Here is a 12,604-nt window from a genome sequence, read left to right on the forward strand (position 1 = left end):
GGCTCCTGGATCAGCAGGCTTTCGATCTAACCTTGCAAGGCCAAAAAGCTGATCGATTCTATATTGTTAGAGCTTATTAGCCGCATTCAGTTCAGTGCGGATAGCTCTAATGTGAACGCATTTTCTCCAGCAGTGCTGAGTGATTTGATTTCAGATGAAGCGGCAATTGTCCGGGTCGAAGCGAACCTCTCATGGTTCTGGGTTACCTTCTCCAGATCGTAGAGATAATTGACCATGACGCCGGCAGACTGCTTCATTCCCTTGTCGGAAAGATCCGCGCCTGCGTGCACCTGGTGCACCAATGCGCCGTTGCCAAGGTGGAAGCGGGCGACAGGGTCCAGCGGCAGACCGTCCTTGCGCTTTGCGGTCATCAGGTACCGGGCTGCAAGCTTGCGCAAGGTATCCTCGTCGGCAGAGCCGTGGTCGACCCCCTCACCTTCCAGCCAGCGGACCAGCCCCGGGATCGGCGACAAGGTGACGAATGTCTTGAGCTTGGGCAGCTCAAGCGACAAATCCGCGGCCACCTGTTTGATAAGCGAGTTGCCGAAGGAAATGCCGGCAAGGCCGGCCTGGCAGTTGGAGATCGAATAAAACACTGCGGTATCCGCCGTATCTGCTTCGATCTGGGTTCTGTTTTCAGCAAGAAGCCCCTGGATGGAGCCTGGAATTCCTTTTGTCAGGGCAACTTCGACGAAGATCAGCGGCTCGTCCGGCATTGCCGGATGCAGAAACGCGAAGCAGCGCCGGTCAACGGGCTCCAGCCGGCGTCGAAGATCGCTCCAGCTGTCGATCGCGTGAACGGCTTCATAGGCGATGATCTTTTCCAGAAGCTGGGCCGGGCTTTCCCAATTGATCGGCCTAAGCACCAGGAACCCGCGATTGAACCAGCTGGCAAACAGATGCCGGAAGTCCAGATCAAGCGCCTGAAGGGCATCATCGCCCTTGCTGAGGCGCAACAGGTCCTCACGCATGCCGACAAGAAGCCGGGTTGCATCCGGAACCTGGTTGAGCCGTCGGATCAGTTCCTGCCGCGGAGGTTCGACAGCCTCCATGAATTCGCGGTAACTGGCCTTCGACTGCCCCTTCTCATAATGCTCCAACGCCAATCTGACAGCCGGAGCCGACACAGCCAGACCGTCCGCGAGATGACGGAAGAAGGCACGTTTTTCCTCGTCATCGAGAGCGCCATACCGGCTGAGGATCTGCCGGGCAAGATTTTGCCCGGAGACCTCCCCTGTTGCACCGATCAGATCGGCGACGAGCGCCTCGAGCGGACGATCATCCGCCTTGTCTGCCCCCTTCGACAGGTATCTTCGTTCGAAAACGGTCGTCAGCAGATCGGCCAGGAACATCACCGCGCTTCTCCCATCACCACGTCCGGCAGCCAGGTGGCCAGTTCCGGAAACAGACAGAGGATGACGATCGCCACGAACATGCACGCCACGAATGGCAGGGACCCGGTGAGGATCGTCTTCAGGGAAATGTCCGGAGCGATGCCGTTGATCACGTATAGATTCAACCCGACCGGAGGAGAGATCAGACCGATCTCCATGTTGATGGTCAGGACAACCGCGAACCAGATCGGATCGAAGCCGGCTGTGGTGATGATCGGCAGCAGGATCGGTGCCGCCATCAGGATCACCGCGACGGGCGGCAGGAAGAAACCGGCAATCAGCAGGAAGACGTTGATTGCCGCCATCAGGATCCAGCGGTTGACGGACAGCGTGCCGATCCATTCTGCAATCGCCTGCGTGATGAATAGCGACGACAGCATGTAGGAGAAGACACCGGCTGCCGCGATGATGAAGAGGATCATCACGCTTTCCCGCGTGCTGTCACGCAGCACGGTCCAGAGCAGTTTCGGGCTCCAGAGCCGGTAGATGATGACCGCGATCAGCAGACAGAGCAGAGCGCCGACGGCAGCGGTTTCAGACGGTGTCGCGATGCCGCCGTACATGGCGTAGAGCACACCCAGAATAATGAGCATGAACGGCAGGACGCGCGGCAGGATCTCGAACTTTTCCGCCCAGGAATAGTTGCCCGCGCTGAGCACACTGGCATTGCCGCTGCGCCAGGTCGAATAGAGCGACCAGGCCATGAAAAGACCCATCAGCATCAGGCCGGGAATGACACCTGCCAGGAACAGACGACCGATCGAGGTTTCGGTTGAAATGCCGTAGACGATCATCGTGACGGACGGCGGGATCAGGATGCCGAGCGTGCCGCCCGCGGCGATGGAACCGGCGGCGACGCCATCCGGATAACCGCGCTTGCGCATTTCCGGAATACCCATCTTGCCGATGGCCGCACAGGTGGCGGGTGAAGACCCGGACATGGCAGCGAACAGAGCGCAGGCACCGAGATTCGAGACGACCAGTCCACCGGGTACCCGGGTGAGCCAGCGTTCCAAAGCTTCGTAGAGATCGGCCCCCGCCCGAGTGGAGGCGATGGAGGCCCCCATGATGATGAACATGGGGATTGACAGAAGGGCGAAGTTATCAAGTTTGCCGAACAGGATTTCGGGCATCAGTTCGAGCGACCGGAAGCCGTCGAATGCCAGCAGGAAGCCGGCGGACACGATCAACAGACCGATCGCGACGGAAATGCCGGAGAAGAGGACCAGGATGGTGGCGACCGCCACCAGTGCGCCGAGCAGCAGGGGATCCATTATTTGTCCTCCAGACCGAAGGGTTTGTCGATACCGATGAGAACCGCGTAAAGATCTGCGGCGAGCTGCAGCAACAGCAGCCCGAATCCAACGGGGATCGACAGATAAGGGATCCAGAGCCTGACGCCCCAGACAGTGTCTGAGGTCCAGCCCTTCGACCAGGCGAGGTACCAGAATTCAGTGCCGTAAAAGAGCATCATCGCCATGACCAGGATCGAGATCGTCAGCGTGATGCAGGCCAGCACGAAGCGGGCACGCGGTGCCAGCGACAGGGGAAACAGGTCGACGTTGACGTGCCCCCGGAGCCGCTGAACGTAAGGCAGCCCCACAAGGGTTGCGGCGATGACCAGATAAATGACCGTTTCGGTCTGCCAGACGGTGGAAGCGTTGAGCACGAGGCGCACGAAGATCATCTGGCAAGTGACGACGACGGCGACAACGATCATTGCTGCCGCACACCAGCCGGCCACGGTCGAAATCGCTGCGACAACGCGCAAGAAGGGGTTGCTGCCGGCATGCGCTACCGCAGCCGTACTGTGGCCCGCCATGGGTCACTCCTTGAAATGAGGTCCTTTGGAACAGGTTTCGGGGCGGCTTTCAGGCCGCCCCGCAAATTCAGTCGTTTATTCGACGGCGAATGCCAGATCGAGAAGCTGCTGACCGTTCGGGGTTTCTTCCACGAACGCCTTGTAGGAGGTTTCCTTGGCAAGAGCCCGCCAGGCATCGAAATCCGCAGCGGTCATTTCGGCGATTTCGACACCGTTTTCACGGAAGACTTCTGCCGAGGCTGCATCTTCCTTCTTGGCTTCTTCGAGATAGAAAGCCTGCGCCTTTTCAGAAGCCGCCAGCAGCGCTTTTTGCTGGTCTTCGGTCAGGCTGTCGAACTTGGCCTTGTTCATCAGGAGCGGCTGGTACATGAACCAGAGCGCATATTCGCCAGCCGGGGTGTAGCAGGACACCTGCTCGTAAATGCGATAGCTGACGAAGGACGAGGACGAGGTGTTGACCGCGTCCAGAACACCGGACTGCATGGCATTGTAGACTTCCGAAGACGCCATCGAGGCAATCGAGGCGCCTGCGCCTGCAAGCATCTGCTCAAAGGCCTTGCCCGCAGCGCGGGTCTGAAGGCCCGGCATGTCTTCCGGCTTGGTGATGCACTTGTCCTTGGCTGCGAAGCCTCCGGCCAGATAACCGTGCACCAGCACGATCACATCGTCCTCGGCCATGATTTCCTCAATGGCCTCCATGAACGGGCTTTCGTTCATGCGTGCCGCATGGTCATGGTTTTTCACCAGACCCGGCATCAGGGTGAGGTTATAGGCAGGTTGCTGGCCACCGGCATAGCTGAGCGGCAGAACGGTCATGTCCAGCAGGCCGCGAGACAACGGCTTATACTGTTCGCGTGCCTTCAAAAGCGACTGGGACGGGAAAATCTTGATGTCGAGATCGACACCGGCCGCTGCCACGTCGTCGGCAACCATCTGGGCCACCTTGTGGCGAACGTCGCCGGTGGACCACTGGTGAGACAGGCGCAGCTCGGTCGCGTTGGCGGTGAGCGCGCTGGCGAAAAGCGTCACGGCAGCAACCGACGCTGAGAATTTGAAGTTCATTTTTTCCTCCCTGATGGTTCCGGACGGGAACCGGAATTCGATCTTACCCTCATGTGATGTTTTTCTGTCAAGTCATTTTGTATACAAGATCGACAATATTGCGCGCGAAAAACTCCTATGCTAAATGCGAAACATGGAAAGAAAACGATCCGACCGCATCGCGGATGCGCTTGAAGGGCTGATTTTCGACGGCACTTTCGCCGATGGCGACAGGCTGGACGAGGTTCAGCTTGCGGGCCGTTTTTCGGTTTCCAGAACGCCGGTCCGGGAAGCCCTTCACAGGCTTTCCCAGTCCGGTCTGGTGGTGCAGATTCCCCGCCGCGGTGTCTTCGTCCGGCAACCTGGCCCGGTGGAACTGATCGAAATGTTCGAAGTGATGGCAGAGCTGGAAGCCGTGAGTGCACGCCTGGCTGCCGCGCGTATTTCCGAAACTGCCCTTGCCGATCTTCACGCTGCGAACGAGCGTTGCAAACACGCCGTCGAGGCGCAGGACACGGATGGCTACTATCTGGAAAACGAACAATTCCACGCCATCATCTACCGCCAGTCAGGCAACCGTTTTCTGGAGCAGGAGTGCCTTCGCCTTCAACGGCGTCTGCAGCCTTTCCGAAGGGTGCAGTTGCGCGTGCGCGGGCGCATGAAACAATCCATGGCCGAACATGAAGACGTCGTTGCCGCCATCGAGGCTGCCGACGGTGAACGGGCGGCGGCTGCCATCCGTCGGCACGTTTCCGTACAGGGCGAGAAATTCCATCACCTGATGGCAAGCCTGAAGCCCGCAGCCGAGTAAGTCCTTCTAGAATTCGAAAACCCGGCCATGCTGCTGGCGGTCCGCGGCAGGACTTGTGCCGAGGGCAGACCGGTAGCGTTTCGAAAAATGGGATGCGCTGGCAAAGCCGCAGGCCATCGCGATGTCGATCATGCGCATTGAGGTGCGGCAGACGAGCTGGCGGGCAATGTCCAGACGAACCTTGGCGTAATATTCCTGCGGGCTGCACTTCAGATATTTCTGGAATTCCCGCTGCAACTGGCGGGGGCTGACGTCCAGTTTCTGAGCTATTTCCTGCAAGGAGAGCGGCTCGACGACGTTCTCCGTCATCAGGGCGATGCTGCTGCGCACCCGCTGCGAGACGGATTCCAGATCATCACGCATGTGCTTGTGCTGCCGCTCGTTGCCACTGCGCCAGTCGTGATGAAGGGCAATTTCGGCAACATCCGCAGCAACCGCGCCGCCGTGGACCTGGGCCACGAAGCCGATCATCAAATCGAGCGCGGAGGTTCCCCCGGCACAGGTCATGTACTTGCCGTCCGTCTGAATGAGACTGTCCACCAGCCGCGCATCCGGGAACCGTTCCTTGAAGAAATCGGCATATTCCCAGTGGATCGTGCAGTTCCTGTTGTCCAGCAGGCCGAAGTCGGCCAACACATAGGCACCAGTGCAGATGCCTGCGATCCGGCTGGAGCGGTTGGCCAGTTTCCGGATTGCAACCTTCTGGGCCAGTGTCAGCCCAATGCGTTCCACATCGTCACTGCTGCAAACTGCAAGAAGATCCGGTCGCTCGACATCGCCGATGGCGCAGTCGGCCCGTATGGTGCTGCCGTTGCTGGCAACGGCATCGCTGCCGTCCAGACTGCAACAGCGATATGTGAAGGCCTTGCGTTTCAACACCTTGTTCGCGATCCGCAGAGGCTCGATTGCAGAGGCAAAGGAAAGCAGGGAAAAATTTCTCATGAGCAGAAAGCAGATCTCGACGGTTCGCGAGGCAAGCGCCTCTCCGCCGTCATCTCCTTCGCTTCGGCCGGGGTCCGGAGAGAATTTCCGCCCTGGGGAAACTTGTGCTTCGTCCAATCTAGCGCTCACCGGTATCCTGCCTTCACCATCTTCATCGGCTCGAACCGAACTTGAAGAACCTTCAGCCGGCAATTTAGCAGCCTGAAAAGCTGCTCCCTATCGGGAAACCGGACTACATTGTCGCAGTTCTTCCGTTGCGCTACCCGGCACACGCCTCACGAAAGAGACCGCCGTTGTGGTTTACAGGCTCCCAGAATCATCGATAGTACACAGGTCTTGAGCTCTTCATGAACGGTGCGACCCATCCCGGGGCACCGGAGTGACCAACCGAAGGAACATTTCATGCTCTACCGCCTCGGCCTTGCCACCGCATTCGGCCTGTTGACCGCCTCTCCCGCCCTCGCCCATCTGGATCCGTCCGAACACGGCTCCTTTGCCGCCGGCTTCACGCATCCACTGTTCGGCACCGATCACGTGCTGGCGATGATTGCCGTTGGTCTTTGGGCCGCCCTTCTTGGCGGGCGCGCCGTCTGGGCTCTGCCGACCGCCTTCGTCGGTGCGATGATCGTCGGCTTCCTGCTCTCGCTTGCCGGCGTTCCGCTGCCCTACGTCGAACCGTTCATTCTGACATCGGTTGTGGTTCTGGGTGTCGTCGTCGCCCTGGCACTGCGCCTGCCACTTGGCGTGTGTGCGGCACTGGTGGGTGTGTTCGGCATATGTCACGGCCATGCCCACGGCGGTGAAATCGGCTCGGCTGGCGAACTTTCCTATGCCGGTGGCTTTGTTTTGGCGACCGCGCTCCTGCATGCAGCCGGGCTCCTGATCGGCTACGGCGCCAATGTGGCCACCCGGAACGATCCCGCCTGGGCACCACGCATCATTCGCAGCCTGGGTGTGCTGACGGCACTCGGCGGCTTGTATCTTGCGGCAGCGTGAATTCGGTGACTGATTAAAACAGCCGCGACTGTCGTCTCCCTGCTCACCCTCATCCTAAGGAAGCGCGCAGCGCCGTTTCGAAGGATGGCCGGCAAACTCCAGAGCAAGTGGCTCATCCTTCGAGACGGACCTGACGGTCCTTCTCAGGACGAGGTGGAGACGGGATGGCAGACAGGGCAGAACACCGAACGGGTAGCCGGTAAAGAGATCTCAGCCGATCTCGATATCCAGACCCAGATCCAGAACCGGAGCCGAATGGGTGATCCAGCCTGAGGAGATCAGGTCAACCCCGGCTTCGGCGACGGCCTTGACCGTATCGAGCTCTATTCCACCGGATGCTTCCAGCAGAACCTTGCCTCCGGCCTTTGCGACGGCCTGCTTCAGGACTTCAGGTGGCATGTTGTCGAGCATGACCACGTCTGGACCGGCAGCCAGTGCCTCGTCCAGCTGTTCCAGCGTGTCGACTTCCACCTCGATCTTCACCAGATGGCCGGCGAATGCCTTGGCGGCTTCGATGGCTTGCGTCACACCGCCGGCGACCGCGATGTGGTTGTCCTTGATCAGGATCGCATCGTCGAGACCGAAGCGATGGTTGGAACCGCCGCCACATTTGACCGCATATTTCTCGAACGCACGCAGACCCGGTGTCGTCTTGCGGGTGCAGACGATGTCCGCCTTGGTGTGTGCGATCAGATCGGCGAATTTCGACGTAGCCGTCGCAATGCCTGACAAGTGACCCAGGAAGTTCAGCGCCACCCGTTCAGCGGCCAGAAGCGCGCGGGCCGGACCTTCGATCCGGGCGACGACTGCCTTGGGCGACAGCCGGTCACCATCTGCCAGAACGGCCTCGAAATGCAAACCGGCATCCGTCTGACGAAAGGCGCTTTCGGCGAAGACCAGCCCGGCGAGAACCCCCGGTTTGCGCGCGGCAATCACGGCGGAGGCTTTTGCATCGGGTGGCAGCGTTGCCTGGCTGGTGACGTCACCCGCCCGGCCCCAGTCTTCCAGAAGAGCGGCCTTCACGGCTTCATCCACCATCAGGCGTGGCAGCTCGGGCAAAAATCTACGGGTCATGCGCCTCTCCGGTCAGGCAGTTTCCAGGGCCTCAGCGGTGATGGCTTCGACTTCCTTCAAGGTGGTGTAGGAGCGGCTTGCCATGTCAGGGTTTTCCTGCGGGAAATCCTTGCGGAAATGCCCGCCACGGCTTTCCTCGCGCTTCAGCGCCGCAGCGGTGATGATACGCCCGGCGACCATCATGTTGAGGATCGACTGGCGCACGCAATTCTGTTCAACCTGTGCAATATCGGCCAGGGCCGTCTTGAGACCGGCCGCGTCGCGCAGCACGCCGACATTGCGCGCCAGTGTCTTGCGCAGAACGGTGATCGCTTCCCGCTCCTCGACGTTGCGCTGGCTCGGCAAGCCCGGAGCATCGTCCATCTCGTTCCAGTAGGCGCTGCGCGGGGTCGGCATCAGGCCCTGGATATCTTCCGCGATGCGCGCTGCAAAAACGACCGCCTCCAGCAGCGAATTGGATGCCAGGCGGTTGGCGCCGTGGGCACCGGTTGAAGCCACTTCACCCGCGGCCCACAGACCGTCAAGCGACGTCCGACCGTTGGCATCGGTCAGGACACCGCCCATGTGGTAATGCTCCGCGGGTGCCACGGGCAGCAGATCCCTTGCCGGATCGATACCCGCTGCGGAGGCTGCGGCGAAGACAGTCGGAAAATCGTCCTTGAACCTTTCGCCGATCGCTGTCCGGCAGTCGAGGAAGGCCCCCCGGCCTTCGGACACTTCCCGGTGAATGGCCCGGGCAACGATGTCGCGCGGCGCCAGTTCCAATTCCGGGTGAACACCTTCCATGAAGCGTTCGCCGGCCTTGTTGACGAGGGTCGCTCCTTCGCCGCGCAGGGCTTCGGTTGCCAGCGGTGCCGGATCCTTGCCGAGATCAAGCGCGGTCGGGTGAAACTGCACGAATTCGGCATCGGCAATCACCGCACCGGCGCGGGCCGCCATGGCAAGGCCATGACCGTTGGCTTCGTGCGGGTTGGTCGTCAGTTCGTAAAGGTGACCGATGCCGCCGGAAGCAAGCACGACGGCCTTTGCCGGGAAAATCAGCCGTTCCAGGCCGCCACGCCGGCGCGCCAGGACCCCGGTTACATACCGTCCTTCGCCAATGAAGCTTTCGCCGATGTAGCCTTCCAGAATACGGATCGACGGCGTCTTGCGAACAGCTGCGATCAGGGCATCCATGATCGCCCGACCTGCCATGTCGCCGCGCACACGTACGACCCGGCTCTGGGAATGGGCGGCTTCGCGTGAAAACTTCAGCCGGCCTTCAAGATCCTGATCGAACGGAACGCCATAGGACAAGAGGTCATGAACCCGGGCACTGCCTTCGCGGGTCATCTCTTCGACGATCTTTTCCTCGCAGATGCCGCAGCCGGCGGCCAGCGTATCGTCGCGGTGTTTTTCCACCGAGTCCTGCTCGGAGATCGCAGCGGCAATACCGCCCTGCGCCCAGGCAGAGGACGCCCCCTGCCCGATCGGTGCGTTGGTGATGACGGTGACCGGACGCGGGCTGAGCTTCAGCGCGCAGAAAAGGCCTGCCAGACCTCCCCCCAGAATGACGACATCATCCACATCCTTGCCTATATAGGCAGGTGCAAAATCCTCAACCGACACGGCCATGGGAAACTTCCTGGAACAGACGGGGCAAGAGCCCCAAAGAAACTCCCGGGCTGGCAGGCCCGGAAGCAATCGCATAGATGCGGTTTAGACCGAAGCCGGTCAGATTTTCAAGTTGATCATCCGCTCGACCGCGGTACGGGCCCTGTCGGCCACCGCGGGGTCGACGACCACTTCCTCTTTCATCTCCAGAAGAGTGTCGAGGATCTTGTTCAGCGTGATCCGCTTCATGTGCGGGCATAGGTTGCAAGGGCGGATGTAGTCGACACCCGGCGTTTCGCTGGCAACGTTGTCCGCCATGGAGCACTCGGTGATCATCATCACCTTTTCCGGACGCTTTGTCTTGACCCAGTCGATCATGTGCGCGGTGGAACCGGCAAAGTCGGCTTCCGCGACCACTTCGGGCGGGCACTCCGGATGGGCAATGATCTTCACATTCGGTTCGATCTTGCGATAGTCACGCAGCTCTTCCGCGGTGAAGCGCTCATGCACTTCGCAGGCACCGTCCCAGACCAGAACCTCGACGTCGGTCTTGTTGCCGACGTTTGCGGCCAGATACTTGTCCGGGATCAGGAACACCTTGTCGACGCCGAAGCTTTCCACGACCTGCAGCGCGTTGGAAGACGTGCAGCAGATGTCGCATTCCGCCTTCACGTCGGCAGACGTGTTCACGTAGGTGATGATCGGGATGCCGGGGTTCCGCTCGCGCAGGGCCCGCACATCGGCACCGGTGATGGATTCAGCCAGCGAGCAGCCTGCACGCATGTCCGGGATCAGCACGGTCTTTTCCGGGCTCAGGATCTTCGAGGTCTCTGCCATGAAGTGCACGCCGCACTGGACGATGACTTCCGCATCGGTGCGGGTCGCCTCGATGGCCAGCTGCAGGCTGTCGCCTACGATATCGGCAACACCATGGTAGATATCCGGCGTCATGTAGTTGTGCGCCAGAATAACCGCGTTGCGCTGCTTCTTCAGCTTGTTGATCGCATGGATGGTCGGCGCCAGAGCAGGCCATTCAATGGCCGGGATGATGTGCTTGACCTTCTCGTAGATCGGCGCAGTCGCCTCTGCGACCTCCGGCGTATAACGCAGGTCCGGGCGCTCCAGCTTACCGAAACGCTCCAGTGCCGTCAGTCCGGCGGCAATCGGTGCTCCAACCGGTGCTTTGGTCTGGGCAATGGTCATGGCGACCTCCCTTTTTTGCGCGGCGCGAGGGGTATTTTGTGCCGCTATTTAATTATACTCAACTTGAGCATATCAGAGACAAAAGAAAACGGGCGGTGATGCCCATACTTTTGCTCTTTCCGAGTTTATATAGTCATCAGCAAATCGAAAATCTACAAAAATCCGAAAAATTCTCGCGCGGAATCCGATTTGCCTTTGTTTTCCTGAGCTTAAGGTGCAACTTTTCCGTTTCCGGAAAGCCGGCTAACAATTATCGCCTTCACATACGAGATGCAAACGGCAAAACCAACCGGGCTCTCGCAACATCTGTTGCCGTGTTTCCACCACAACGTGCAACTTGCTGGAATGATCGAAGTTTTTCCGTTCCATTTGCAACGCTGATCAATCCATCAAAAATACGCGTTTTGAGATTGGCTCACTTCAGACTATTCCTATCGTAATATCACGATCAGAGACACATCCATGACAACAGCTTCCTCCACCGGCCGGGTCGGCCCGAATATCCCGCTGGTGATTTCCTGCGGCTGTTTGATCGCGCTCATTTCGTTCGGGCCGCGTTCCGCAATGGGCCTGTTCTTTCAGCCCATGACCGAGGCCAGGGACTGGAGCCGCGAGATCTTCGCACTGGCACTGGCGATCCAGAACCTTATGTGGGGCATCGGACAGCCGATCGCCGGCATGATGGCCGACCGTTTCGGAACCTGGAAGACCATGACACTTGGCGCGGTCCTCTACTGTGCCGGCCTATTGCTGATGATCGACGCGGAGAGCACCGTCGCCCTGCACATTTCCGCAGGTGTACTCATCGGGCTCGGCATTGCGTGTTCGTCCTTCTCGCTGGTTCTGGCGGCATTCGGCCGTGCCGTCTCGCCTTCACAGAGAACGCTGGCCTTTGGTATCGGTACAGCCTCCGGATCTCTCGGCCAGTTCCTGTTTGCCCCACTTGGCGGCACGCTGATTGCCAGCATCGGCTGGCAGCAGACCCTCATCGTCTTCGCCGGCCTTGTGGCAATTGTTCCGCTTCTGGCGATCGCGCTCAGGGGCAAGTCGGAGCTGCCGAAAGACAGCAATCCGGCGAATGACCAGAAGCTGACCTCCGCCATTTCCGAAGCCTTCGGAACACGCGGATTTATCCTGCTCACCTTCGGCTTTTTCGTCTGCGGCTTTCACGTCGCCTTCATCACGGTGCACCTGCCGCCCTATATCGCCGACCTTGGCCTTGACCCTGCCTGGGGTGCCACGGCCATCGCCCTCATCGGTCTTTGCAACATCGCGGGCTCATTGCTGTCAGGATACATTTCCGGCCGCTATTCCAAGCCGATCTTCCTGTCTCTGATCTACCTTGGCCGCGCCGTCGCGATTTTCGCCTTCATCATGCTGCCGGTCACGCCCGCCTCGGTACTCGTGTTCTCCGGCGTGATGGGTCTCCTGTGGCTGTCGACCGTGCCGCCGACATCGGGCCTCGTCGCTGTCATGTTCGGGCCGCGCTACATGGCAACCCTGTTCGGCTTCGTCTTCCTGTCGCACCAGGTCGGCTCGTTCTTGGGTGTGTGGCTCGGCGGCAAGATCTACGACGAAACCGGCTCCTATGACGCCATCTGGTGGCTGGGCATCGCCCTCGGCATCTTCGCCGCCATCGTGCACTGGCCGATCCAGGAAAAACCCGTTGACCGGCTCGCTGCTGCACCTGCCGAGTAGGAGACGCCGGATCTTCAAACTTGAACATTG

Annotated in this window: 11 protein-coding genes; 3 read left to right on the plus strand and 8 right to left on the minus strand. The window is 59.9% G+C overall.

Going from position 1 to position 12,604, the window contains the following annotated elements:
* Positions 1–86: 86 nt before the first annotated feature.
* The 4 genes from FIV03_RS00255 to dctP all read right to left on the minus strand — a co-directional run bounded on the left by FIV03_RS00255 (position 87) and on the right by dctP (position 4,278).
* Entirely contained in the window at positions 87–1,352 is a 1,266-nt protein-coding gene (locus FIV03_RS00255) for a malonyl-CoA decarboxylase (RefSeq protein WP_152508283.1), read from the minus strand.
* Positions 1,352–2,668, minus strand: a complete 1,317-nt coding sequence (locus tag FIV03_RS00260) for a TRAP transporter large permease (protein WP_023001931.1) — start codon at positions 2,666–2,668, stop codon at positions 1,352–1,354. The genes FIV03_RS00255 and FIV03_RS00260 overlap by 1 nt, the downstream gene beginning before the upstream one ends.
* Positions 2,668–3,216, minus strand: coding sequence for a TRAP transporter small permease (locus tag FIV03_RS00265; protein ID WP_152508284.1), 549 nt, complete (start codon positions 3,214–3,216; stop codon positions 2,668–2,670). Before FIV03_RS00265 ends, FIV03_RS00260 begins: the two co-directional genes overlap by 1 nt.
* 75 nt (positions 3,217–3,291) lie before the next feature.
* Positions 3,292–4,278 (minus strand): TRAP transporter substrate-binding protein DctP, encoded by a 987-nt coding sequence (gene dctP / locus FIV03_RS00270; protein ID WP_152508285.1) that lies wholly within the window; start codon positions 4,276–4,278, stop codon positions 3,292–3,294.
* Positions 4,279–4,411: 133 nt separating this feature from the next.
* Between dctP and FIV03_RS00275 the strand changes: the two genes are divergently transcribed.
* A complete protein-coding gene (locus FIV03_RS00275) occupies positions 4,412–5,068 on the plus strand; it encodes a GntR family transcriptional regulator (RefSeq protein WP_055657918.1) in 657 nt (218 codons plus the stop codon).
* 6 nt (positions 5,069–5,074) lie between these two features.
* On the opposite strand, the gene FIV03_RS00280 is transcribed toward FIV03_RS00275, so the two are convergent.
* Positions 5,075–6,010, minus strand: coding sequence for a GlxA family transcriptional regulator (locus FIV03_RS00280; protein ID WP_023001935.1), 936 nt, complete (start codon positions 6,008–6,010; stop codon positions 5,075–5,077).
* 402 nt (positions 6,011–6,412) lie between these two features.
* On the opposite strand from FIV03_RS00280, the gene FIV03_RS00285 reads away from it, so the two are divergent.
* Positions 6,413–7,006, plus strand: coding sequence for a HupE/UreJ family protein (locus FIV03_RS00285; RefSeq protein WP_023001936.1), 594 nt, complete (start codon positions 6,413–6,415; stop codon positions 7,004–7,006).
* A 210-nt stretch (positions 7,007–7,216) separates the two neighbouring features.
* Here the strand turns inward: FIV03_RS00285 and nadC are convergent, their stop codons facing one another.
* From nadC to nadA, 3 genes are all read right to left on the minus strand, one after another.
* Positions 7,217–8,080 (minus strand): carboxylating nicotinate-nucleotide diphosphorylase, encoded by an 864-nt coding sequence (gene nadC / locus FIV03_RS00290; RefSeq protein WP_152508286.1) that lies wholly within the window; start codon positions 8,078–8,080, stop codon positions 7,217–7,219.
* 12 nt (positions 8,081–8,092) lie between these two features.
* Positions 8,093–9,694, minus strand: coding sequence for an L-aspartate oxidase (locus FIV03_RS00295; protein ID WP_152508287.1), 1,602 nt, complete (start codon positions 9,692–9,694; stop codon positions 8,093–8,095).
* Positions 9,695–9,793: 99 nt separating this feature from the next.
* Positions 9,794–10,876, minus strand: a complete 1,083-nt coding sequence (nadA, locus tag FIV03_RS00300; protein WP_055657911.1) for a quinolinate synthase NadA — start codon at positions 10,874–10,876, stop codon at positions 9,794–9,796.
* A 462-nt stretch (positions 10,877–11,338) separates the two neighbouring features.
* Here nadA and FIV03_RS00305 point away from each other — a divergent pair, with 462 nt between their 5' ends.
* Positions 11,339–12,574 (plus strand): MFS transporter, encoded by a 1,236-nt coding sequence (locus FIV03_RS00305; RefSeq protein WP_152508288.1) that lies wholly within the window; start codon positions 11,339–11,341, stop codon positions 12,572–12,574.
* The last annotated feature ends 30 nt before the right edge of the window (positions 12,575–12,604 follow it).

This window comes from Labrenzia sp. THAF187b (assembly GCF_009363375.1).
In the GTDB taxonomy this organism is placed as follows: Bacteria; Pseudomonadota; Alphaproteobacteria; order Rhizobiales; family Stappiaceae; genus Roseibium; species Roseibium algicola.